The sequence below is a fragment of the Agromyces larvae genome (assembly GCF_022811705.1).
In the GTDB taxonomy this organism is placed as follows: domain Bacteria; phylum Actinomycetota; class Actinomycetes; order Actinomycetales; family Microbacteriaceae; genus Agromyces; species Agromyces larvae.
In genome coordinates, this window is sequence record NZ_CP094528.1 from 2,401,415 (window position 1) to 2,424,258 (window position 22,844).

A 22,844-nucleotide genomic window follows, 5' to 3' on the forward strand; every position below is an offset into this window, starting at 1 on the left:
CGATCCGTGCGGTCAGGCTACGGCATCGACCCGCGCCCCGTCAGGGCCGATCCGGCAGGGCTGCGCGGTCAGCGGTGCGCGATCGCGGTGACCATGCCGCCGTCGACGACGAGCTCGGCGCCGGTGACGAACGACGACGCGTCGGAGGCGAGGAACACGACCGCGCCCGCGACGTCCACCGGGTCGCCCGGCCGCCCGAGCGGGATGTCGAGCCGTTCGGGGTCGATCCGCGTCGTCATGTCGGTGCGGATGAACCCCGGATGCACCGAGTTCACCCGGATGCCGTCGGCTCCGAGCTCGACGGCGAGCGACTTCGTCAGTCCGCGCACGCCGAACTTCGACGCCGTGTACCCGTGCAGGTGCGGGCTGCCGCGCAGCCCCTCGACCGACGAGACGTTGACGATCGATCCGCGCCCGGCGGCCTTCATCGCGGGCACGACCGCGCGGCAGCCGAGGAACACGCCGGTGAGGTTCACCCCGATCACCGCGTCCCACTTCGCGAGCGAGAAGTGTTCGATGGGCGCGGCGTTCGCGATGCCGGCGTTGTTCACGAGCACGTCGACGCCGCCGAACTCGGCGACCACCCCGTCGACGGCGGCGGCCCAGCCGTCCTCGTCGGTCACGTCGAGATGCGCGAAACGCGCCCGGTCGCCGAGCTCTGCGGCCAGCGCCGCGCCGGCATCGTCGAGCACGTCGGCGATCACGACCGTCGCCCCGGCGGCGTGCAACGATCTCGCGTACGCCTCGCCGAGGCCGCGAGCCCCGCCCGTCACGATCGCGATGCGCCCGTCGAGCGCGAACGAGGGCGCTGCGAAGGGCGGTACGGATGCGTCGGACTCCACGGATGCCTCGTTCACGAGCCGACCCGCACGACGATGCGTCCCGTGGTCGCCCCGCCGGCGAGCCGCTGGACCGCGGCCGGTGCGTCCGCGAACGGCACCACGTCCACGACGGGTGCGATCGCGCCGGACGCCGCGAGCCGGGCGAGCTCGTCGTGCGCCTCGGCGACGAGGTCGGGTCGGCGCTGCTGGTAGAGCGCCCAGTGGAGCCCCAGCACCGAGTAGTTCTTCACGAGCGGATGGTTCGCCGCGACCTGCTGGATGCGACCGCCGGCGAACCCCACGACGACGATGCGCCCCTCGAAGGCGATGCACTTCGTCGAGGCGTCGTAGGCATCCCCGCCGACGGGGTCGATCACGACGTCGGCACCGTGGCCGCCGGTCGCCTCCTTCACCGCGGCCACGAGGTCGTCCCGTCCGCGCACGAGCACGACCTCCGCGCCCGCCGCGCGTGCGACCTCGGCCTTCGCGTCGCTCCCCACGACGCCGATCACCCGGGCGCCCGCCGCGACACCGAGCTGCACCGCCGCCACGCCGACCCCGCCTGCGGCGGCGTGCACGAGCAGCCAGTCGCCGGCGCGCAGCTCGGCCCGTCGGTGCAGACCGAACCACGCGGTCTGGTAGGCGATCGTGAGCGCGGCGGCGGCCTCGTCGTCGAGCGCGTCGGGCGCGAGGCGCACGGCCGCGGCCGGCAGGACGGCGTACTCCGAGAGCACCCCGATCTCGGATCCGACGACCCGGTCGCCGATCGCGAACACGTCGGGGCCCGAGGCATCCGGAGTCCCGCCGACCGCGACGACGTCGCCGCTCAGCTCGATGCCCGGCACGAAGGGCAGTTCGGGCCGCACCTGGTACTGGCCGCGCGCGAGCAGCACGTCGGGGAAGTTCAGCGCGACGGCGCGCGTGCGCACCAGCACTTCGCCGGGGCCGGGCGACGGCACGGGGACGTCGTGCAGTTCGAGCACGTCCTCGGGCTCGCCGAGCCTGGTCACACGCCAGGCGCGCATCGTCGCGGGCAGGTCGTCGGTGGGGGCCATCCGTCCTCCTAGGTTGCGGATCCGTTCGTGAGCCTGATCCCGGTGAGGAACAGGTCGGTGAGCTGCTCGGCGACCTCGGACTTCGTCTCTGGACCCTCGGGCGAGTACCAGTGCGACAGGTAGTGCACGTCGCTGAAGAAGTGCGCGATGAGCACGGGCTGCGGGATGTCGGTGCGGTACAGCCCGGCGTCCTGCCCCTGCTGCAGCAGCGCGGCGAACCGGTCGTGGTAGACGCGGCGGCGTCGGGTGACCTCCTGCTGGCGCGGGGCGCTCAGCATGTGCAGGCTGCGGAAGAACACGGTGCCCTCGGGCAGGAAGTCGATCGACGTCTCGATGACGTCGACGCAGACGGCGCGCAGCACGTCGTCGACCTCGCCCCCGCGCGCGATGATCTCGTCGAGCCGCGACTGCTGCAGGGTCAGCATGCGGTCGTAGATCGCGAACAGCAGGTCGTCCTTCGATTCGAAGTAGTGGTACATGGCGCCTTTGGTGACGCCTGCGGCCTCGACGATCTGCTGCACGCTCGTGTTGGCGTACCCCTGTGCTGCGAAGAGCTCGACGGCGGCCCTGGTGACCTCGTCGGCGACGCTGACGTCCTTCATATGCGGCTTCCTCCTGCGTCCATCCTCGCCCGTGCGGGCGGTGCATCCGCGGTCATCCGATCGGCCGGATGCTCGCGCCGCCGTCGATGAGCAGGGTCTGCCCGGTGATCCAGGCGGCATCGTCGGAGAGGAGGAAGGCGACGGGCCCGGCCACGTCGTCGGGTTCGCCCAGCCGGGCGAGGGGGTATTCGGATGCCACGGATGCTTCGCGCCCCTCGTAGAGCGCACGGGCGAAGTCGGTCTTCACGACCGCGGGGGCCACCGCGTTCACGCGCACGCCGGGCGCGAGCTCGGCGGCGAGCTGCTGCGTCAGGTTGATGAGCGCGGCCTTCGAGACGCCGTAGAAGGGGATGTTCGGCGCGGCCGCGACGCCCGAGATCGAGGAGAGGTTCACGATCGAGCGCAGCCCGGGCGACGACTCGGCGCGGGCGCGCACCGCGTCGCGGGTCCACTCGAAGGCGGCGACGAGGTTGACCTCGAGGATCTTGCGGATGACGACGGGGTCGGCGTCGAGCGCCGGACCCCAGATCGGGTTGATGCCGGCGTTGTTCACCAGGTGGTCGAGCCGGCCGTGCGTCGCGACGGCGTGGGCGATGGCGGCTGCGCGGTGCTCGGGGTCATCCGCCCGGCCCGCGATCGCGCTCACGCGCGGCCCGGCGCCGCTCCCGGCCGCGACCTGCTCGGCCTCGAGCACCGCCTCGAGCTCGGCGACGGCGGCGTCGAGCGAGTCCTGCTTGCGCCCGGTGATGACGACGGATGCCCCTTCGGCGACGAGTCGACGGGCGATGGCGAACCCGATGCCGCGGCTGCCGCCGGTGACCAGGGCCACCCTGCCCTCGAATCGCTGCACTGCTGCTCCTTCGCTGCGGTCGTCGGTCGACTTCGGATCGCCCGGTTGCTGACATACCGTCTGGTCGGTTTGGCCAACTTATCACAGCCTCGGCCTGCCGCCTTGCCCCCGTCGCATCCGAAGGTGAAGACTCGGCCCAGGGGGAATCGGGCGAGGCAGTGCCGCCGTCCGCCGACGGCGAGCCGAGCGCCCGCCCGAGAGGAGCATGATGTCCGAGTCGCGCACCGAAGGCGGGCCTACCAGAGCCATGCAGGCCAAGGCCATCGGCCTGGCGATCGCCGCCGCCGTCGGCGGATTCCTGTTCGGGTTCGACTCGTCGGTCATCAACGGCGCGGTCGACGCGATCTCGCACGACTTCGAGCTCAACGACGTGATCACGGGCTTCGTCGTCGCCATCGCACTACTCGGCTGCGCACTCGGCGCGTGGCTCGCCGGCAGCATCGCCGACCGGTGGGGGCGCCTGCGGGTGATGTTCCTCGGCGGCATCATGTTCCTCGTGAGCTCGATCGGCTCGGGCTTCGCGTTCGCCGCGTGGGACCTCGCGCTCTGGCGGGTCATCGGCGGCATCGGCATCGGCATCGCCTCGGTCGTGGCCCCCGCGTACATCGCCGAGATCGCACCGAAACGCATTCGCGGCAGCCTGGCATCCCTGCAGCAGCTCGCGATCACCCTCGGTATCTTCGCCGCGCTGCTCAGCGACGCCCTGTTCGCGTGGGGCGCGGGCGGCGCGAACGAGCCGTTCTGGTTCGGGCTCGACGCGTGGCGGTGGATGTTCATCGCGTGCGTCGTGCCCGCGGCCGTGTACACCGTGCTCGCGTTCACCCTGCCCGAGTCGCCGCGGTTCCTGCTCACGAAGGGCCGCGAGGACGAGGCGCGCGACATCTTCGCCCAGCTGGTGCCGGCGAGCGAGCTCGACCGGTCGATCGCCGACATCGAGCAGCAGATCGCCGAGGATCAGGCGGGCAAGCAGGCCAGCCTGCGCGGGCCGAAGCTCGGGCTGAAGGGCATCGTCTGGATCGGCATCATTCTGTCGGTGTTCCAGCAGTTCGTCGGCATCAACGTGATCTTCTACTACTCGACGACGCTCTGGAGCGCGGTCGGGTTCGACGAGAGCGACTCGTTCGGCATCAGCGTGTTCACCTCGGTCACGAACGTCGCCGTCACGGTCGTCGCCATCCTGCTGGTCGACCGGGTCGGCCGGCGCCCGATCCTGATCGCAGGCTCGGCCGGCATGTTCGTGTCGCTCGGGGTGATGGCGATCGCGTTCGCGTTCGCGAGCACCGATGCCGACGGCAACGTGACGCTCCCCGGCGCGTGGGGGCCGATCGCGCTGATCGCCGCGAACCTGTTCGTCGTCGCGTTCGGTGCGTCTTGGGGGCCGATCGTCTGGGTGCTGCTCGGCGAGATCTTCCCGTCCCGTATTCGCGGCAAAGCGCTCGGGGTCGCGGCCTCGGCGCAGTGGATCGCGAACTTCCTCATCACGGTCAGCTTCCCGGCGCTGTCGGGCTGGTCGCTGCCGCTCACGTACGGCATGTATACGGTGTTCGCGCTGCTGTCGGGCATCTTCGTGATCGCGAAGATCCCCGAGACGCGCGGCATGGCGCTCGAGGAGGCCGAGGTCACCTTCGCGCGCAAGGGCAGCGCGAAGACGGGCACGTCGGCCTGACGGCGAGGGCTCGGGCGAAACGGTCGCGACAGGGCGGAGCATCCGGATGGCCGAGCACGAGCGGATGCCTCGCCGCCGCGAGTGGCCCGCCCGCGTGCGCCGCGCGTGGCTGACCACGCTGAAGCACACCCTCAACCGCCTGACCGGCGCGCTCGCGCGATGGGGCCGCGGGCCGTTCTCGCTGATCCGCACCACCGGGCGCAAGACCGGCCGCACGTACGAGACGCCGCTCATCCTCGCCGAGGTACCCGACGGGTTCGTCGCCGAGCTCACCTACGGCGAGGACGTGAACTGGTACCGCAACCTCGTCGCCGCGGGCGGCGGCGTCGTGGTGCGCGGCCGGCGCGAGGTGCCGATCGACGCGATCGAGCCGATCTCGACGGAGGAGGGCCTGCGCGCGTTCGGGCCGCCCGCCTCCTGGGTGCTGCGGTTGCTGCATCGGTCGGAGTTCCGCCACCTGCACGCGACGTACCATGGAGGGCAGTGACCGCAACTCCCCCGCCCCTCGCGCGCCCCTGGCGCATGTGGCTGGTGTGGTCGGTCGCGGTCGCCGCGTACGTCGTCTCGGTCACCAACCGGTCGTCGCTGTCCGCCGTCGGCGTCGATGCGGCGGTGCGGTTCGACGCGGATGCCTCGGTGCTGTCGTTGTTCGCGGTGCTGCAGTTGGCGGTGTACGGCGGCATGCAGATCCCCGTCGGGCTGCTGCTCGACAAGTACGGCGCGCGGCCCATCATCACGATCGGCATGGCGCTGCTGGCCGTCGGGCAGGCGGTGATGGCGTTCGCGCCCGACACGGCGACCGCGCTCATCGCACGCGTGCTGCTCGGCGCAGGCGACGCCGCGATCTTCCCGAGCGCGCTGCGCGTCATCGCGACCTGGTTCCCCCAGCAGCGGGCGCCGCTCATGGTGCAGCTCACCGGCATCATCGGGCAGGGCGGCCAGTTGCTCGCGCTGCTGCCGATGGCGGCGCTGCTGCACGCGACGAACTGGACGATCGCGTTCGGCAGCCTCGCCGGGCTCGGCGTGCTGTTCACGATCCTGACCGTCGCGATCATCCGCAATCACCCGCCGACCGTCGACGCGGATGTCTCGGTGAACACCGACACCGGCGCCATCCAGGTCGTGCGGTCCTCCGCCGACCTGCGGCAGGGCTTCCGCGAGTCGTGGTCGCACCCGGGCACGCGGCTCGCGTTCTGGTCGCACTTCACGACGCCGTTCGCGGGCACCGCGTTCGCGCTGCTGTGGGGGTTCCCCTTCCTCACCGCCGGTGAGGGGCTGTCGCCCGCGATGGCCTCCACCGTGATCAGCACGTTCGTGATCTTCGGCATGGCGGTCGGCCCGGTGCTCGGGGCGCTCTCGGCGAGGCATCCGCTTCGTCGGTCGCGGATGCTCGTGCTGCCCGTCGTGGCTGTGCAGGCGGTGGTGTGGATCGCGGTGGCCGCGTGGCCCGGGCCGGCGCCGCTCTGGCTGCTGTTCGCCCTCGCGCTCGCGCTCGCGACCGGAGGCCCGGCGTCGATGATCGCGTTCGACCACGCCCGCACCCACAACCCGAGCCACCGGCTCAGCACGGCGACCGGCATCGTGAACGGCGGCGGATTCATCGCCGGGCTCATCGCGATCTTCCTGATCGGACTCGCGATGGATCTGCAGGGCGCAGGTTCGCCCGAGACGTACTCGCTCGACGCGTTCCGCCTCGCGTTCCTGACGCAGCTGCCGATCTGGGCGATCGGCACGCTGTTCATCGTGATCGAGCGGGCCCGCACGCGGGTGCACATCGGGCTGGACGAGCCGCGGGCGCGGCGGCGCGGGCGCTGAGGTCCGTGTCGGTGGGGCGGGGCTGACGTCCGTGTCGGTGTCGGTGTCGGTGTCGGTGTCGGTGTCGGTGTCGGTGTCGGTGGGGCGGCGTAGCGTCACGATATGCGCGCGCTCCGTGGCATCCGGCCCTTCGAACTCCACGTCGACGACGCCGTGCTCGACGACCTGCGCGAGCGGCTCGCGCGCACCCGGTTCCTCGACGATTCGCCGCGCCGGCCGCCGTCGGGCATGACCGCGGCGTACCTCCGCGAACTCGTCGACAGCTGGCGCGAGTGGGATTGGCGGGCGCGCGAGGCGTGGCTGAACGCGCACCCGCAGTTCCTCGCCGAGATCGACGACACGGTGGTGCACTTCGCGCACCTGCGCTCCGCCGCGCCCGATGCGCCCGCGCTGCTCGTGATGCACGGCTGGCCGCACACGTTCGCGCTGCAGCTCGACTTCGCCGACGCGCTGCCCGAGTTCGACGTCGTGGTCGCGAGCCTGCCGGGGTTCGCGTTCTCGACGCCGTACGCCGACGGACCCATGAGCGAGACCCGCATCGCCGCGACGATGCACCGCCTCATGACCGAGGCGCTGGGCTACGAGCAGTACCTGACCTACGGCGAGGATGTCACGGCGAACGTCAGTGACCTCATCGCGGCGACCTACCCCCAGCACGTCGCCGGCATCCTCGTGACTCACGCGCACTTCCCGACCGACGACGAACGTGCCGCGCTCACCGAGCCGGCCGAGCGCGCGTTCTTCGACGAACTGGCCGCCAACCACGGCCCGAACGGTGCGTACGGGCACGTGCAGGCGACCCGCCCCGACACCCTCGCCGCGGCGCTGAACGACTCGCCCGCGGGCCTCATCGCCTGGCTCGCCGAGAAGCTCGTCGAGTGGAGCGACACCCCGCCCGGCGACCCGTCCGCCGTCGAGCGCCGCATCTCACGCGACCGCATCCTCACCGAGGCGATGATCTACTGGGTCACCCAGTCGATCGGCACGTCGTTCCGCCCGTACTTCGAGGGCGCCGACAAGCCCGCCCCGATCCCGCCGACCTCGGTGCCGGCGTCGGTGCACATCCAGCGCCACGAAGCGTCGAACCCCGAGTCGATCTCACGCCGGCACTACCGCGACCTGCGGGTGTTCGAACGGCTGGACGAGGGCGGGCACTTCACGGCCGCCGAGGTGCCCGAGGTGCTCGCCGATCGGTTGCGGGGGTTTGCACGCGAGTTGGGGTTGCTGGTGGGCGCCTGATCCCGCCGGCGTCGTGCGAAAACAGGATGAGCCGGGTCATCCCCGCCGCCTGGGGCGGATGACCCGGCTCATCCTGTTCTCGCAGGCGTCTTGCGCCTCGGCGGCCTACGAAAGCACCTCGAGAACCTCTGTCAGCCACTCGGTCATCGTCATTCCATCGTTGCGCGGATCGTACGAGCCTTCCGCCGTCTCCAGCCAGAGCGAAGCGAGCTGATCCTCGGATCGGTGCGACGCAAGAGCGGAACGCAACTCACCTCTGAGCTGTTCGATATCGGCGGGCGCCTCGCTCTCACGAAATCGGCGAAGGACCTCCTCGGGACTCTGGCCTTCGAGTTGGTGGCGCTTTCGAAAGTACGCGCGCGCCAGGTACACGATCTGCCCATGCGAATCAGCGGGTGAGTCGTCGATTCGCAACATCGCCCACCCCGCGGGGTCGAGGTGTGCGGCCTCACTCGCGGATCGGATCAGATCGCGCGCAGCGGAGGGAACAGCGACGTCGTACTCGTAGAGCTGATCGCAGATGAGCTCGAGCCCGATCACGGCTTCGCCGTGATCGATGAAACTCTGCGCGTTCGCCCGATCGAACTCACGCAATCGCCCCTTCACCGAATCCAGGGCGGCCAGTACCAAGCTGGTCACCGAGACTGGCGCATCACCCAACTCGCTCAAGTCCAATCGGGTGGGCACCCTCGGCGCGGCGTCGAGGCAACTCTGCGGCCCGGTCGGCCTGGCATGGTGCGCAATGAACACTCACCCCGCTTCCACACCTACGCTGGCGAATTCGCAGAGCTATCGATGCCCAGATCGACGCGAGGAGGTACTGACACAATCTCCAAACGGCCGAACTCGCCCGTGATGATGTACCGATCGTCGCGGGCCTCGAAACCATCGAATGATCCCAGGTCCATCTCGCCGCTCGCATCGACGGCAGGTACGACGTTCCGCCCTGACCAGGCAAAGGCAGTCATAGCGTCGAAGTGGATCGATCCGCGCCGGTAGCAGTACTGCTCGCCGGCCAACGGCGGACTGAATGCGGGGTGGGACTCGCGCAGGACGAACTCGACCTCAATGGTCAGCTTGCCCGGCGCGAAAGCGAATCGAAGCACCCAGCTGTCTTCGAGGTAGAGGTGCTGAAACCCATCGAACTTCCAGTAATCAGTCATCGTTCACCAATCCCACACGATCGGCGTGTGATTGCCCAGGCTGCGGCGAACTCCCCCAACGGGGTCGACGGGCCGGGGCCGAGCGCGGGCGGCACCTGCACCGAGGCGGGGATGAGCTGCGGTTCGGCGGCCCGGTAGATCGAGGTGGATGCTTCGCGGTACGCGCCGACGAGTTGGGCACCGTCGTACGCGCGAGCCGTGTTCGCGAGCGCCGCATCCATCGCCCGCAGTGCGTTCACGCTTTCCAGTGCTGACTGCAAGACCTGAGCGGCGTATGCGTCGTAGCCGGGGTCGCCGCCGTCACCGAACGCGAACACCCGCGCGGTGTCCTCGTCACCGGCCATGCCGCCGGTGCCGGCGAGCGCTGCTTCGCAGGTGTGCACGGATGCTTCGACGCGATGTCCGATCGCCCATAACACGTCGCCCTCGGCGACGAGACGCGCCGGATCCACCACCACCTGCGACAACAGCGACCCCTTCTCTCCGTCGACCATCGACGGGCAGTGACGCTATCCAGCACCGGGAGCACCGAGCCGACGCTCTCCACAGCTGTGGACGGCAATCGATGCAGTCGCGCGTTCGCGGGTATGGTTCACGGTTCGATCCACGCGTCCTCGGTCCCCTCGGGCACCCCTCGACCAGCAGCTCCGCAACGCGACGTCACCCGAGGTCACCGCACGACACATCCGTGACGGCCGGTTGGGCCCTCTCTACCCTCGCGAGCGAAGCCAGATGAAGGAGGAACCGATGTCGGTGCTCGACGAAGTGCTCGCGGCGAACGCGGCCTACGTGAAGGATTTCGGGGCGAAAGGCGAGCTGGCTCTTCCGCCGGCGCGTGGGTTCGCGATTCTCACGTGTATGGATGCGCGGCTCGACCCCGCGAAGTACGCGGGGCTCGCCGAGGGTGACGCACATGTCATCCGCAACGCCGGCGGGCGCGCATCGGATGACGCGATCCGCTCGCTCGTCATCTCCCACAAGCTGCTCGGCACGAACGAGTGGTTCGTGATCCACCACTCGAACTGCGGCATGGAATTCTTCACCGACGAGGTGATCCGCGGCCTGCTGGCGAACTCGCTCGAGACCGCGCCCCTCACCGAACAGGGTTTCGTCGACGTCGGCACCGGCCCGGGGTCGGCCGAGGGGAAGTACATCGACTGGCTGACCATCGCAGATCAGGCCGAAAGCATCCGCGAGGACATTGCCCGCATCACCGCCCATCCGCTGGTGCCCGCCGACATCGTCGTGCACGGCTACCTGTACGACGTGCGCAGCGGTCGGCTCATCGAGGTACCTGCGACCGGGTCGTTCGAGATCGGCGAAGAGGATGCCTCGGGCGAGGGGTTGGTGGCGTAGATAGCCACTCGGCGAGCGGAGGTCACAGCTTCGCGCACCACGCGTCGATGACGCCGAACGGCACGCCGTGGCGTGCTCGGCGCGCGCGCCACATCGAAGATGCCACTCATGAATGGACAGCGGATGAGGTCAGACCCGCCAACTGCTCAAACCCCTCAACCACGAAGCCGCCTGTGAACAGCAACGCGAGGACCGCGAGAACCGGCGCGAGACGCCGCACGCGAGGTTCCGTCGCCCACCGAACCGCCCAGAATGTGGGAAGCCAGGTCCACCTCTCACCTCTCACCCCCAGAATGCAGTAGACACTCGCCACTGCGGCGACGCAGAGCGCGAACCCGAGGATCATGGCTCCGAAGGCGATCATCGCGCCGAACGCTTGAAACAGGAGCACCGGTATCTCGCCTTCGTGAGAGGCGAGCGCTGCTTGCAGGGCGGCTCCGATGGTGAAGTTGGAGGCATCCTTGACGCGGGCGACGAAGTCCGAGAGCACCGGATGCATCGGCGGATAAAGCAGCCAGATCGCACTCGTGATGCTCGCCAGCACATACAGCAGTAGGAAGAGCAACTCCCATGCGAGCCTCCGCCCCTGCACGACGCCTCGCCAGTAGAGGATCGTGAAGGTGAGGACCGTCGCAACGGCAACTGTGACCGAGACAACCGCGAGCGCCGTCGCGACCTCGACGGCATGAATGGCGTACAGATACACCAGCCAGAGCACGAACACGAGAACCGCGACGATCTTGGCCGAGTCGTCGTTCATCGAAGAACCGCCGCGAACTGCGGGCTGCCCAGTCGAGAAGAACGCACGTGTCCTCGCCCACAATCGCCAGTCAGTTCGCGACCGTGCGTGCGCCATCGCTTCGTCGAGTGACAGAGATCGTCCATCGGCCTGTTGCCACACCAGAGGAGTGAAGGCTGAACCGATCGGAGTCCCGACGACCACGCCGAGCAGACTTGCGCAGATGGTCACCCACATGCTCATCGCCGGTCCCGTTTGCGGCCGAATCGTGAATGCCACGCGGCGAGGATCACCGAGAGCACCGTGCAGATGACCATGAGCGCGAAGTCCAGATAGTGCTCGAACAGCAGATCGATCATTCGCCATCTCTCATCTCTCGAAGTCGGTGCTTCTGAGCATCGGACACCCCACCGACATCCCACACGGCCCGATGACGATCGCCAGCCTCGACGAGAAAACGTCCGCGAGAAGATGACCGCAACGGCACGCGCACGGGACGGACCGGATGGCTGTGGAGAACCGAGAACGTGGGTGTGGTCTTCGCCTACCGTTGGATCTCATGCCCCGCACGTTCCACGCCATCACCGCGACCACCCTCGCGTGCGTGCTGCTGCTCTCCGGCTGCGCTGGCGAGGCAACGCCGACGAGCCCGCCCGAGCCGACCGCGACCGAAGCCGCTCCGATCTTCGCGTCGGACGAGGAAGCGCTTGACGCGGCGGTGACTGCATTCGAGCGGTACACCGAGCAATCGGCGACGATCCTCGCGGACTCTTCGATCGACACAGCTAGCATCGCTGACACCGTCGCTGCATCGTTCGTTGACGAGAACGTCGAGCAATTCGAGACTCTTCGTGAGCGCGGCGTACACACGACCGGAGTCGCCCAGGTCTCTAGGCCGAGCCTGGCCGAACGAGCGGAGACTGCCGGCGCTGCCGAGGTAACCATCTATGTCTGCGTGGACGTGTCCCCAACTCGCATCTTTGACTCGACGGGAGCCGACATCACGCTCCCGAGCAGACAGGAGATCACTCCACAACAGGTCTTCCTCGTCTCATCTACCGATGCTCCGTCGACCCTCGTCGTGAAGGGTGTTCAGCTGTGGTCTGGCAAGAACTTCTGCTAACAGCCGCTCTTGCAGTGGGGCCTACCGTGGCTGATGCGCCCCCCGGAGAAGGAAGCAACTGGACGTCGACGGAGGCCCTTCTCGGTCAGGTTCACGATCAGGATGGGAATCAACTTGATGCTGTTGAGCTCGTCGGCACTGAAGGGTGGCCCGCATCGGCCAGTAGACCGCACGAAGACAATCCCGGCGTGATCGGCATCGGCGCAGGGGCGGCCCCGCCGGTCACGGAGCTTCCCGACGGGACTCGCTTGATCGATGACTGTCGGGTGCTCGATCCGAATGATCTCTGCGAGCCCGGGGCGCCGTCCGAGCCGGGTTCGCCCGGGGTCACGATCCGTGATGTCGCGCAGTTCCGGCCGGCTCAGCCCGGCGGATTCATGGAACCCGATGGGTGGGCGGTCATCGGGCTTCCGGCGAACTTCATCGACGAGGCATCCGCGCACACCACGACCGGCACCCTGCTCGGCAGGCCCGCCGAGGTCCGGTTCACCCCGGTCGGGTACCGGTGGGAGTTCTCCGACGGCGCCACCGTCACCTCCGACGACCCGGGCGCGACGTGGGCCGAACTCGGCCAACGCGAGTTCACGGCGACCGCGACGAGCCACGTGTTCACCGAGCGCGGCACGTTCACCGTGACCCCGACCACGACGTATCTCGCCGAGTACCGGTTCGACGGATCCGCATGGCTCCCCGTGCCCGGCGCCCTCGAGATTCCGGGCGAGGCCCGAAGCATCCAAGTCGGTCGAATCGACACCGTCTTGGTGAACGGAACCTGCACCCAGAACCCCTCAGGCCCCGGCTGCTGAGCCGCCGGGTGAGCACCTGCACGGAGGCTGATGCATCACATTGGGCTGGTCGGATGTCGCGCTGTCTCAGGCGTCGACGTTCCGCGTTCCGGCGCGCGTGAACTCGCGCGGCCCCGCGATGACGAAGCAGATCCCCGGTATGGCGGTAGACCGCTGCTTTCGCATGCATGGACGCCGTGCTCACCGCGTGGGTGAGATCCGACGGCCACCAGTCACTCGAAGGACTCCTCGAGCGCGCACTGGGAGTGTTGGACGGGGCGCCGTGAGGTTTCCAACGCCCGACGACCGCGGGCTCGCCCCGGTTTGGGAGAACTACATCGTCACTCAGGCCGTATAAGCGTCCCTCGTCGATATCCCACGGAATGCGCTCGCTGTCGGTGTCACTGTCGATGGAAGGCATGTCCGGCTGCACGTGCAGTTGTCCCCTCTGGCCGGCGAGGTCGACGAACGGATGTGGCCGACATCCGTTCCGACCTGGAGGACCTCGTCGGCCCCGATCTCGAGGTGACCACGAGTTGAAGATCCTCGGTCATCGGAATCTGCTCTGCGTCGCAGACGCTCGCTGGATCTTCCTTCGGCGGCACGAGGACGATTCCTGATCCCCTCCAGTTCGCGCCATCGTGGCGTGACCGGGGTGCCGGGGATGCATCCGCGTCGACGGCAGGGGCGGGAACATGCTCGATCCGAACCCGGGGAGTTCCCTTCGTCAGCTTGACCGGGATGTGACCGGCGAACGTCCCAAGCTCGACCTCGGCGTCGCGATCGAGGATCCGGCGTGCGTTCTCGGTCGACCGCATGTTGATGGCGCGTTAGGCCGGCGAAGAGATCTCGAACTTCTTGCCGGTCACCCCTGCGCGTCGCGCACGATAAGGCGCTTCCTGCTGACGATCGCGTAGTCGCGGATCGTCCGAAACGAAGTGATGGCGTGCTCACCTTTGACTAGCAGCGCCTGCGCGTCCGCTGGAACAGGGATCTCAAGTTCAGACGGCTTCCCGCCGCATACCCCTCAATCGCGGTCAGCGACGTGCATGACGCACGACCAAGCCGATAAGTGCGGATGCGGTCGCACCCACGGCGAGGTAGGAGAGGGCGCGCGCGCGGAACCGATCGGCCTCCGGATTCGGCGGGTTTGAGACGGCCAGGACTGCACTCCGGGCCGCGGCTTCCTCACGCAGCAGTTCAAGCCGTTGTTCGGCGCGCGCGAGGTTGCGGCTGAGGCGATAGAAGAGGACCAGGTCCAGGGCACCTCTCGCCGACCATCGGCGCACGCCCGTTCTCGACCGCGGCCGTATGGCGAATCCAAGGGCGATGGCCGCAGCCCACACCAGGTACCAACTGATCGTCGAGGTCGACGCAGCGGGGTGCTGGGGGCTACCACCCATGTACGAGATCACCGTCAGCAGAATCAGCGCAATCGGTGCGACCCCAAGAGCGCGTCCGAAAACACGGATCCACCGTTGAGGCGCCGCGCGTGTCTCGATCAGCGCAATCCACGCCGCAAACAACAGCAGGGTGACGAGAACGCTCAGCGGCATGAACGCCTGAACCACTATCGATCGCGCATAGCCCTCGGTCACCCACGTTGAGAGGATGCCACCTGTTGTCACGAACGCTGGCACCACGACCCAGAGGAGAAGCACGATCCAGGCCGCAATCGTCGAAGCCGGCGTCGTCGATGGTGAACCAATTCGCTTGCGACGCAGTTCGATTCGTTCGACGTCCAACTCGGCGACCGAGATCTGCATCGCCAGAGCAGGCACGAAAAATCGACCCACCCACGCGGCGAGCACCACAATGACGACGCTGACGAGAATCGAAGCGGCGACGACGGGTGCATCGGTATCTGCAGCCCCGCTCAGCATGACGACAGCCATCCAGACGACCACCGCACTCGCGGCGAAGAAGGCCAGCGCGGCGAGCAGGCGGCGCTGGTCGCTGACATCCTCGGGGCTTGTCGAACGCTTCGCCCCGACCGCCGCCCCCGCATGCAAGGCGACCACAAGACCGAGCATGGTTGTCGTGTACTCGAGGGAGTGCGACGCCGCGGCTTTACCGAACTCGCTCATGCCCTCGGCAACAGCTGCCAACGCCCCGAGACCGTCCGGGAAACCTCCAGCGAGGACACTGTACCCAGCCACCGCGAGCTCGAATGCAATCAGTATGAACGTGAAGCTCGCAAGAATCACGCCGAGCAGCACCCGGGCGAAATCCGCCGGCAGGCCCTGCCCAAACTCGGCGCGGATCGCTGGCATTGTGGATGCGCGGGACAAGTCGATCAACGAAGGCTCCTATCGCACTCCGGCGTGTGTGCCGGGGAACAGGACGCTACTGCGTACCGCCGACACCCGCGGAGCAGACTGACCGGACGCGAGCGCTCAGCCTCCGTGCCTAGCCAACCCCATCATCTCGCCGAACGTCCTGCACGAAGCGATGATCACCTCCTCGCAAGCCGCCCGTCACCACACTGACACCCCGACGGCTATCCGTTGGGACGGGGCTTCTCCGTCGGCTTCGAGCCTTGAAGGAGTTCTTCGACATACGTCCGCAGCGCAGGATCGCACACATACACATACGTCCCCAGCATGCCTCGTGTGAGCAGCACAGCGTAGATGTTCACGATGAACTGCAGCAGGTCGTCGTCGTCGTAGGTGACCCCGAGCGTCTTGTTGTTCTCCTTGCCCTTCGTGTCGAAGTAGGAGTCGCGATCGGCGAAGACCCGCCGCGAGACGCGGTCGTATCGCAAGTCGGGCCCGATGATCACGCCGGCATAGTTCAGGTCGTACCCCTGCACGGTGTGGATCGAGCCGACCTCGTCGATCGAGCCGGGTGAGTTGATCCAGTCGGTGGCGGTGCGATTCCACTGCAATGCGACGCCGTCGAGTTCGATGTCGGGCTTCAAGGCATCCTTCTTGCTCTTCCATGGCCATGCATAGCCGGCGACCAGCCGGGCGAGGCCATGCTCGACGTCGCGAACCCGGATCGCATCGCGCATCGCGCCCAGGTCGTCGAAGATGCGGAGGTCGTAGTTGGGAAAGGTCCGCGACTCGGATGCCTCTCCACGAAGCATTCGGCGAATGAAGTCGATGTAGTCGGCGCCGCCGGCGACCCGCATCTGCGACACCAGCGGGTAGAAGCGATCCGCGGACTTAGCGCCCTGAACGAGCGGACCGAGAACCGCGGCAGGAAGATCAGCCGGCCGCACGCTCTGCGCTTCGTCGAGAAGGAACACCTGGTGACGGCTCCGCGAGCGGATCCAGTCGAGCTGCGTCTTGGTCAGGTCGTCGTTGCCGTACAGCCGCTCGTTGATCTCTCTGAACTTCTTGTTCTGCACTCCCGACGGCTGATTCGCGCGCTGGTTCAATCGATGGGTCTCATCGACGACGAGGAGGTCGTACTCCTCTGTGGATTCGCCGACTTGGAACGGGGTGAGCACCAGGTTCTTACCGAGCCCAGGCGTCTTGGCGAACACCTTCTGGATCGATTTCCGCAACGACTGCTGAGGAACGACGATCCCGATCTTGAAGTTGCGGAGAAGTTCGGCGTACCCCTCGACAAAGAACTCTGAGAAGAGCGAGTCCGACTCAGGTCGGTCATTCGGATTCGAGATCTGGATGTCCCGAAGCAGCTTCATCAGGAAGACACCGACGATCGTCTTCCCGGTGCCGGGATCGCCTTGCACCACGATCGTGCTTCCGCCGCCGAGTTCGAGGTCTTCGAACAGCCCCTCAAGGATGCCCTCCATCGCGATAGCCTGCTCCTGGTTCAGCGCTTTGAAGGGCGAGAGCTTGAAGAGGTCGCTGTTCTCGATGGCGGGGATGTCTCGTGTGAACATCCCCGCCGCGCGAAGCTCATCAAATACCTCATCGAAGGTCGCCCGGTACCGCACGCGGTCGTAGTAGTCGGCATCCGTGATGCCCTCGTTGCGGTTGACGACCTGGTACTTGCCGTCGCCCGCGAAGAGGCGGATGAGATACGACTCGAGGTCGAGGCAGACGGATTTGTTGAAGGTCTCGTCGATGACGATCCTGGCCGCCGTCAGGTGCTGTTTCGACGCCGTATCGAGGTGCTGCCTAAGCCGACCTCTCGCGTTCAGCGTCTCGCCGATATAGATGTCGCCGTCACTGCTCAAGGTATAGACGACCGGCCAGTTCGCGTGCCGGCCGTCATCCTCGGTCCATTGACCAACCATGGCGCGGGTGAACGGAAAGCGCTCGATCCTAAAGCTGGTCATACTTCGTGCTCCGGCCATGCGCGCGGTGGATGGGGTACTTGGTGCGTGTCACTTCGAGCTTGTCGATGACAATCTTGTCGGGATCAACGCCGAGCTTGTCGGCGAGCAGCAGGCAGTACGTGAGGACGTCAGCGAGTTCCTCTGCGATGCGCGCATCGTCTGCCGAGTCGTCCCACTGGAAACACTCGAGGAGTTCGGCAGCCTCGATGCTCACGCTCTTCGCGAGGTTCTCGGGGGTGTGGAAACGCTCCCAGGCCCGCTCTGCGACGAACTTTCGGAGAGCGGTGCGTACGGCTTCGTCGAACACGAGGGGAGCGTAGCAGCCGATCTCCCGGCAGGCGCGACTCGGGGCATCCGCGACACGCGCGCGAAGCAGCAAATGCGGAATGGCTCACATGACAAACGGATCCGATCCCGCAACGTCGTTCATCTCGTACCCGCCCTCCGGCAGCTCGCCCGCCGCGGGGCAACCGACATCCGCACCTCCTCGACGTACCACCGCAGCCTCTCGCAGTCCCACGCCGCCTGCGCTCGTCGCGCTCTGCATCCTGTGTGCGATCCCTGGGATCGTCGGCGTGCTCGCCCTGATCGGGATGGTCAATGACCGTGACACCGTGCTCATGCACATCGGGGTCTATTGCGTCGTCGTGACGTTCTCCCTCTACCTCCTCCTTATCCTCCCGCTCGTGGCGATCATCCAAGCGATCCACCAGAACGCGTACTTCGGGGTAGACACCAAGTGGGTGTCAAGCAGCCCGGGGCGTGTCGCATAGACGGTAGCGCCGTCGCCCCGGGCTCGCCCATGTCAGGATCAACCCATGCCCGCCTCCTCCCCCGCCGTACCCGACGAGCACGCGCAACGCTCTCGCGCCGTGATCGCCGGCTGGAACGGCTTCATCGGTCATCGGCTCGCCGACCGCTTCCAGGAGGACGGCTACGAGGTCCTCCGCGTCGGCCGCGCGGGCCCTGATGCATCCTGGTCGGATGCCTCGTCGCTGGCGCGGGCCGTCGACGGCGCCGACGTCGTGGTGAACCTCGCGGGCAAGAGCGTCAACTGCCGCTACACCGACCGCAACCGCGATGAGCTGCTGCGATCGCGGCTCGCCACCACGGCGGCGCTGCGCACGGCGATCGCCGAGGCATCCGTACCGCCCCGTGTCTGGCTGAACGCGAGCACCGCGACCATCTACCGGCACGCCGAAGACCGCCCGCAGACCGAGTCGAGCGGCGAACTCGGCACCGGGTTCTCGGTCGACATCGCCCGCGCGTGGGAGGCCGAGTGCTTCGCCGGCGACCTGCCCGGCACGCGACGCGTGGCGCTGCGGATGGCGATCGTGCTCGGCGGGCCGGCCACCTCGCTCATCGAACGGCTCGCTCGGCTCGGCCTCGGCGGCCCGCAGATCGACGGGCCGTGGTTCCGGTCGCGCCGCTATCGCGGCATCGGGCCGGATGCCACGCCGGCGCCGCCGACCTGGCATCGCAGCCGTGGCGACCAGCGCTTCAGCTGGATCCACATCGACGACGCGATCGGGGCGATCCGGTTCCTCGCCGCTGACGACACCATCGACGGCGCGGTGAACCTCGCGGCCCCGAGCCCGAGCACGAATCGCGAGCTCATGGCGATGTTCCGACGCGCGGTCGGCGCACCCGTCGGCCTGCCCGCCTACCGGTGGATGCTCGAACCCGCCATGTGGGCACTGCGCACCGAGCCCGAACTGGTGCTGAAGAGCCGGTGGGTGCTGCCAGAGCGGCTGACCGCGGCCGGCTTCGCGTTCGGCTGGCCCGACCTCGAGCCGGCGGTGCGCGACATCACCGGGGCGCGCGAGAAGACGACCCGGTAGCGGTTCAGCCCGCAACCCAGCAGATGCGCTCACGGCGAGCAGATGCGCCCAACCAACCGTCCGATGAATCCGGCCGCGATCTGCCTGATCACCTCTCCGCGATTTTGTGAGATATATTCACCGCGATTTGTTGGATTCAGGGCGTGACCTACCACCGACGCATCGTCGATGACGTCATCGACGAGCTGTTCCCCTCTCTCGCCGCGATCGCGCTCGAGGGCGCGAAGGGCGTCGGCAAGACCGCAACGGCGCGGCAACGAGCCCGAACGATGTTCGCCCTCGACGATCTTCCGCAGCGCACGGCCTTCCGCAGCGCACGGCGCTCGAGGCCGATCCCGGATTGATCGATCGGTCGGCGAAACCGGTGTTCATCGACGAATGGCAACTGTATCCACCGGTCTGGGACCACGTGCGTCGCGGTGTGGATGACGACGGATCCGGTGAGCAGTTCCTTCTCGCCGGATCGGCCGAAGTCACCCCTGGCACACGGATTCACTCCGATGCGGGCCGCATGGTGAGTCTCGTCATGCGCCCGCTGGCGTTCTCCGAACGCGGCCTGGTGCAGCCGACGGTGTCGCTTCGCAAGCTTCTTCGCGGGGAGGCGCCGGTGATCGAAGGCGAGCCGAGTTCAACGCTTGCCGACTACACCGACGAGATCCTCCGGTCCGGTTTCCCCGGCATCCGCGATCTGCCCGACCGGGCCCGCGGTGCCCAGCTCGACAGTCACCTCAGACGAATCGTCGAACGTGAACTGCCCGATCTCCCTCATTGAATTCTGGTCAGGTGTAGTGCCCGGGAGCTGAGTCCTGCCCCGACCGGATCCGCTCCGTTCGCCCGGGCACGCCATCGGCGACCGGATGCCACGACCCATCGCGCTCGACCTCGTACGCCGTGAACGCGCACGGCACCCCCTTCGCCGTCATCAGGTCGGGCGAATCCATCAGCTGGAAGTGCAGGTGCGGCGATGTCGAGTTGCCGGTGTGGCCCACGCGTCCGAGCTGGTCGCCGGTGGCGACGTGGTCGCCCGCCGCGACGGCGACCGACCCCGGCGCGAGGTGGGCGAAACCCGCGAAGACCGGGGAACGAGAACCCGCCGAGGCTCGCCCCACCGAGGCATCCGTCGCCCTCAGCAGCACGTGGTTGCCGAGCACCCGCGGCAGCATCTCGGGCGTGAACGTGATCGCGGTGCGCAGCACGCCGAACAGCTCGCGGAACATGTTCACCCACTGCCGCTCGGCGATGCCGTCGGCGGCTTCGATCACCTCGGCGTCGAACGGGGCGTGCACCGGCTCACCCCACGCGTAGCACTCGCTCGTGCGCACGCCGACGGTCGCGGTGCGCCACGTGCTCGCGGGGTGCACGTGCGCGCCGCGGCGCCCGTCCACCTTCAGGAAGTCGTACGCGAACCGCTGCCCGAGCATGTCGGTGCCGTGGCTCGGCACGCGATGCGCGGGCGTGGTGACGGCCATCCACCCCTCGCCGCGCAGCGGGAAGTCGACCACGACGGGGTCGCGAAGCTCCTCATGCACGCGCCGGACGATACCGCGCGCACTGCTCGGCCGCCTCCCTCCGCGGGAGGTACGGGCCGGATGTCCCGCGGAAGCGGCGGTGACGACCTCGCAGCATATCCGGCTCCCGACAGTCGAGGTCGCCGCCATCCACAACTGGGGAGAGCCCACGCCCCTCGGTCCTTCCCTCGGCTGAGTGTCTGAATCCGCGTCAACTGAGAGGGAGGGAGGCGGATGTCCCAGGTGCTCGTGGACCCGGCCCGACTCGTCGCCGAGGGCGACGTGCTGTGGGCGATCGGGCACCGTGTCGAGGCATCCGTACGCGCCTGCGAGGCCGCGCTGTCGAGCACCGGCGGAATGGCCGGCGACGAGGAGACCGCCCGCGCGTGCGCGCTCGGCGACGGCGGCCCCGATGGGTACGACGGATCCGCGACGCAGGTGCTGCAGGGCGCGCTCGAGACGGTGAACGCGCTCCGCTCGATGGACGCCGCGCTCGCGAACACCGCTCGGGCCTACGACGTCGCCCAGTTGGTCGGCGCGTGCCGCGAGCCGTCCAGTTCGATCTTCCGTTCCGTCCAGCCCGCACTCGTCTCGACCGAGGTGCGGGTGCCGAGCGCCCTCGGTCCGGGCCCGACGACCCCGCTGGGCGAGTTCGGCGAGTTCCTGCAGGACGCGCTCGCCATGCTCGGCGTCGTACTGCCCGATGCCGACACCGGCAAGATCGACGCCGCCGAGCGGGCGTGGTCAGATCTGGCCGGCTCGTTTCGTCGGGCGCGAGCCGAGGTCGATACGAGCCTGCACGCCTCGATCGCTCCCGGGCTGCCGAACCACGCACGGATCGCCTCGTGCCGCGACGGCATCGCCAGGCGGCTCGACACCGCCGCGACGTCGGCCGACGCGATCGCGGCGTACGCCCGTGCACTGGGCGACGCCGTCGCGAAGGCCTGGGACGAGATCGGATGGCTCATCGGCCAGATGGCCGCCGAGATCATGCTGGAGATCGGTGTCGGCGTCGCGCTGAGCTTCCTCACGGCCGGCGTCGGGGCTGCCGCGACGGCCGCGAAGATCGCGTTCACGGTCGGGCGATGGGCGCTGCGCATCGCGGAGGTCTGCCGGCGGCTCGCCACGCTCGTGCGGGGCGCCCTGGCCGCGGCGCGAATCACCGGGCGAGGTGCGGCGCACCTCGTCAAGGATTCCATCGCCTCCGGGGTTGCCGCGGTGGCAGCCCAGATCGGGTTCAGCGAACTCCGCGCCGCGGTCGACCCGAGGTATGAACCGCAGAATGTCGGTGACATCCTCGGTGGTGGACTCCTTGCTGCGGCGATTGCAGGGGTTCCCGGGGCAGGACCAGCCAACAAGCGCATCAGCCCAGCCACCGCCAACGACGCTGCGCTCCTGGGGTCGATCGATGAAGTTTTCAGCGAGCAGCGCCGCATCCACATCCTGTACGGCGACAAGACAGGTGGGGGTCACCTTCATCCAGCACAGCCAGGAAAGACCCCGTTCCCTGAATCGTGGACCGGTGAGCGGATCATCGATGCCGTGCTCGACATCGCAACGGACCCAACTCTCGAGTGGTCGCAGACGAAGGGAATTGCGGGGCAGGACTTCACCCGGAACGGCGCTCCGTCACGTTATAGCGTGATCGGCAACCGCGACGGTATCGACATCCTCGTGTCGATCGAACCACGAGGGGAAGGCATCATCACTGCCTTCCCAACGGAGAAGAAATGAACTTCGAAACCATCACCCAGACGATTCGCGAAGTCGTCAATGAGTTGAGCGGACAGCTCCCCGACTCCGATCTCCAGAACGCCCGCATCTTCCTTGACGCTGGCGAACCCGGTGTCGCGCTCGAGAACCTCTGCGCACAGATCTACGAGTACGACGTTCCGATCGCCAGGAGCGCCTACCTCCGCCTCGAGGCAGCCGGGCGCGCGATGAGCCTCGATTCGAGCAATTGGAGTCATCTGACGGTGAGTTGATGCAAGTGAGATCCTCGCCTCGGGGCCGAGACTTGCCGAAGCCA

At 67.8% G+C, this 22,844-nt stretch carries 27 protein-coding genes; 14 read left to right on the plus strand and 13 right to left on the minus strand.

What is annotated here, in order from left to right:
- Nucleotides 1–68 precede the first annotated feature (68 nt).
- Genes MTO99_RS11680 through MTO99_RS11695 form a run of 4 tightly spaced genes read right to left on the minus strand, consistent with a single transcriptional unit; the run spans nucleotide 69 to nucleotide 3,328 of the window.
- Entirely contained in the window at nucleotides 69–857 is a 789-nt protein-coding gene (locus tag MTO99_RS11680) for a glucose 1-dehydrogenase (RefSeq protein ID WP_435520752.1), read from the minus strand.
- Entirely contained in the window at nucleotides 854–1,876 is a 1,023-nt protein-coding gene (locus MTO99_RS11685) for an NADPH:quinone oxidoreductase family protein (RefSeq protein WP_243553779.1), read from the minus strand. The genes MTO99_RS11680 and MTO99_RS11685 overlap by 4 nt, the downstream gene beginning before the upstream one ends.
- 8 nt (nucleotides 1,877–1,884) lie before the next feature.
- Nucleotides 1,885–2,478, minus strand: coding sequence for a TetR/AcrR family transcriptional regulator (locus MTO99_RS11690; RefSeq protein WP_149160989.1), 594 nt, complete (start codon nucleotides 2,476–2,478; stop codon nucleotides 1,885–1,887).
- A gap of 52 nt (nucleotides 2,479–2,530) precedes the next feature.
- The gene (locus MTO99_RS11695; protein ID WP_243553780.1) at nucleotides 2,531–3,328 is read right to left on the minus strand and encodes an SDR family oxidoreductase; all 798 of its coding nucleotides are present in this window, start codon (nucleotides 3,326–3,328) and stop codon (nucleotides 2,531–2,533) included.
- Nucleotides 3,329–3,536: 208 nt separating this feature from the next.
- On the opposite strand from MTO99_RS11695, the gene MTO99_RS11700 reads away from it, so the two are divergent.
- The 4 genes from MTO99_RS11700 (at nucleotide 3,537) to MTO99_RS11715 (ending at nucleotide 8,048) form a co-directional block, all read left to right on the plus strand.
- A complete protein-coding gene (locus tag MTO99_RS11700) occupies nucleotides 3,537–4,994 on the plus strand; it encodes a sugar porter family MFS transporter (RefSeq protein WP_243553782.1) in 1,458 nt (485 codons plus the stop codon).
- A 46-nt stretch (nucleotides 4,995–5,040) separates the two neighbouring features.
- Complete coding sequence (locus tag MTO99_RS11705) at nucleotides 5,041–5,481, plus strand: nitroreductase/quinone reductase family protein (protein ID WP_243553783.1); 441 nt, start codon at nucleotides 5,041–5,043, stop codon at nucleotides 5,479–5,481.
- A gap of 35 nt (nucleotides 5,482–5,516) precedes the next feature.
- Nucleotides 5,517–6,809, plus strand: coding sequence for an MFS transporter (locus tag MTO99_RS11710; protein WP_243559076.1), 1,293 nt, complete (start codon nucleotides 5,517–5,519; stop codon nucleotides 6,807–6,809).
- Between the two features lie 102 nt (nucleotides 6,810–6,911).
- A complete protein-coding gene (locus MTO99_RS11715) occupies nucleotides 6,912–8,048 on the plus strand; it encodes an epoxide hydrolase family protein (RefSeq protein WP_243553785.1) in 1,137 nt (378 codons plus the stop codon).
- A 105-nt stretch (nucleotides 8,049–8,153) separates the two neighbouring features.
- On the opposite strand, the gene MTO99_RS11720 is transcribed toward MTO99_RS11715, so the two are convergent.
- From MTO99_RS11720 to MTO99_RS11730, 3 genes are all read right to left on the minus strand, one after another.
- Entirely contained in the window at nucleotides 8,154–8,717 is a 564-nt protein-coding gene (locus tag MTO99_RS11720) for a contact-dependent growth inhibition system immunity protein (RefSeq protein WP_243553787.1), read from the minus strand.
- Between the two features lie 98 nt (nucleotides 8,718–8,815).
- Complete coding sequence (locus MTO99_RS11725; RefSeq protein ID WP_243553788.1) at nucleotides 8,816–9,211, minus strand: hypothetical protein; 396 nt, start codon at nucleotides 9,209–9,211, stop codon at nucleotides 8,816–8,818.
- Nucleotides 9,208–9,705, minus strand: a complete 498-nt coding sequence (locus MTO99_RS11730) for a hypothetical protein (RefSeq protein ID WP_243553789.1) — start codon at nucleotides 9,703–9,705, stop codon at nucleotides 9,208–9,210. Before MTO99_RS11730 ends, MTO99_RS11725 begins: the two co-directional genes overlap by 4 nt.
- A gap of 253 nt (nucleotides 9,706–9,958) precedes the next feature.
- Here MTO99_RS11730 and MTO99_RS11735 point away from each other — a divergent pair, with 253 nt between their 5' ends.
- Nucleotides 9,959–10,567: a beta-class carbonic anhydrase gene (locus MTO99_RS11735; RefSeq protein WP_243553791.1), complete on the plus strand. Its 609-nt coding sequence runs from the start codon at nucleotides 9,959–9,961 to the stop codon at nucleotides 10,565–10,567.
- Nucleotides 10,568–10,673: 106 nt separating this feature from the next.
- Here the strand turns inward: MTO99_RS11735 and MTO99_RS11740 are convergent, their stop codons facing one another.
- Complete coding sequence (locus MTO99_RS11740) at nucleotides 10,674–11,549, minus strand: hypothetical protein (RefSeq protein ID WP_243553792.1); 876 nt, start codon at nucleotides 11,547–11,549, stop codon at nucleotides 10,674–10,676.
- Nucleotides 11,550–11,865: 316 nt separating this feature from the next.
- Here MTO99_RS11740 and MTO99_RS11745 point away from each other — a divergent pair, with 316 nt between their 5' ends.
- The 3 genes from MTO99_RS11745 (at nucleotide 11,866) to MTO99_RS11755 (ending at nucleotide 14,131) form a co-directional block, all read left to right on the plus strand.
- Nucleotides 11,866–12,429, plus strand: coding sequence for a hypothetical protein (locus MTO99_RS11745; RefSeq protein ID WP_243553793.1), 564 nt, complete (start codon nucleotides 11,866–11,868; stop codon nucleotides 12,427–12,429).
- A gap of 266 nt (nucleotides 12,430–12,695) precedes the next feature.
- On the plus strand, nucleotides 12,696–13,235 hold the full coding sequence (locus tag MTO99_RS11750; RefSeq protein WP_243553794.1) for a hypothetical protein: 540 nt from the start codon (nucleotides 12,696–12,698) through the stop codon (nucleotides 13,233–13,235).
- A gap of 674 nt (nucleotides 13,236–13,909) precedes the next feature.
- Entirely contained in the window at nucleotides 13,910–14,131 is a 222-nt protein-coding gene (locus MTO99_RS11755; protein WP_243553795.1) for a hypothetical protein, read from the plus strand.
- On the opposite strand, the gene MTO99_RS19185 is transcribed toward MTO99_RS11755, so the two are convergent.
- The 4 genes from MTO99_RS19185 to MTO99_RS11770 form a co-directional block, all read right to left on the minus strand.
- Nucleotides 14,080–14,208: a PH domain-containing protein gene (locus tag MTO99_RS19185; RefSeq protein WP_354002535.1), complete on the minus strand. Its 129-nt coding sequence runs from the start codon at nucleotides 14,206–14,208 to the stop codon at nucleotides 14,080–14,082. The two genes, MTO99_RS11755 and MTO99_RS19185, sit on opposite strands and share 52 nt — an antisense overlap.
- A gap of 43 nt (nucleotides 14,209–14,251) precedes the next feature.
- On the minus strand, nucleotides 14,252–15,514 hold the full coding sequence (locus MTO99_RS11760) for a hypothetical protein (RefSeq protein ID WP_243553797.1): 1,263 nt from the start codon (nucleotides 15,512–15,514) through the stop codon (nucleotides 14,252–14,254).
- A 200-nt stretch (nucleotides 15,515–15,714) separates the two neighbouring features.
- Nucleotides 15,715–17,466, minus strand: a complete 1,752-nt coding sequence (locus tag MTO99_RS11765; RefSeq protein WP_243553799.1) for a DUF2075 domain-containing protein — start codon at nucleotides 17,464–17,466, stop codon at nucleotides 15,715–15,717.
- Complete coding sequence (locus MTO99_RS11770; RefSeq protein ID WP_243553801.1) at nucleotides 17,453–17,773, minus strand: nucleotide pyrophosphohydrolase; 321 nt, start codon at nucleotides 17,771–17,773, stop codon at nucleotides 17,453–17,455. Before MTO99_RS11770 ends, MTO99_RS11765 begins: the two co-directional genes overlap by 14 nt.
- Nucleotides 17,774–18,041: 268 nt before the next feature.
- Here MTO99_RS11770 and MTO99_RS11775 point away from each other — a divergent pair, with 268 nt between their 5' ends.
- The 4 genes from MTO99_RS11775 to MTO99_RS11790 all read left to right on the plus strand — a co-directional run bounded on the left by MTO99_RS11775 (nucleotide 18,042) and on the right by MTO99_RS11790 (nucleotide 20,079).
- On the plus strand, nucleotides 18,042–18,239 hold the full coding sequence (locus MTO99_RS11775; protein WP_243553802.1) for a hypothetical protein: 198 nt from the start codon (nucleotides 18,042–18,044) through the stop codon (nucleotides 18,237–18,239).
- 45 nt (nucleotides 18,240–18,284) lie between these two features.
- On the plus strand, nucleotides 18,285–19,307 hold the full coding sequence (locus MTO99_RS11780) for an epimerase (protein ID WP_243553803.1): 1,023 nt from the start codon (nucleotides 18,285–18,287) through the stop codon (nucleotides 19,305–19,307).
- A gap of 143 nt (nucleotides 19,308–19,450) precedes the next feature.
- Complete coding sequence (locus MTO99_RS11785) at nucleotides 19,451–19,651, plus strand: hypothetical protein (protein WP_243553804.1); 201 nt, start codon at nucleotides 19,451–19,453, stop codon at nucleotides 19,649–19,651.
- Nucleotides 19,652–19,671: 20 nt separating this feature from the next.
- Nucleotides 19,672–20,079 carry an ATP-binding protein gene (locus tag MTO99_RS11790; RefSeq protein ID WP_243553806.1) on the plus strand — a complete coding sequence of 136 codons (408 nt, stop codon included), beginning with the start codon at nucleotides 19,672–19,674 and terminating at the stop codon, nucleotides 20,077–20,079.
- 7 nt (nucleotides 20,080–20,086) lie between these two features.
- On the opposite strand, the gene MTO99_RS11795 is transcribed toward MTO99_RS11790, so the two are convergent.
- Nucleotides 20,087–20,836, minus strand: coding sequence for a M23 family metallopeptidase (locus tag MTO99_RS11795; RefSeq protein WP_243553807.1), 750 nt, complete (start codon nucleotides 20,834–20,836; stop codon nucleotides 20,087–20,089).
- 459 nt (nucleotides 20,837–21,295) lie between these two features.
- Here MTO99_RS11795 and MTO99_RS19085 point away from each other — a divergent pair, with 459 nt between their 5' ends.
- Together MTO99_RS19085 and MTO99_RS11805 are read left to right on the plus strand one after the other, a co-directional pair.
- Nucleotides 21,296–22,549, plus strand: a complete 1,254-nt coding sequence (locus MTO99_RS19085) for an EndoU domain-containing protein (protein WP_290428386.1) — start codon at nucleotides 21,296–21,298, stop codon at nucleotides 22,547–22,549.
- Entirely contained in the window at nucleotides 22,546–22,800 is a 255-nt protein-coding gene (locus MTO99_RS11805) for a MafI family immunity protein (RefSeq protein ID WP_243553809.1), read from the plus strand. Before MTO99_RS19085 ends, MTO99_RS11805 begins: the two co-directional genes overlap by 4 nt.
- Nucleotides 22,801–22,844 lie beyond the last annotated feature (44 nt).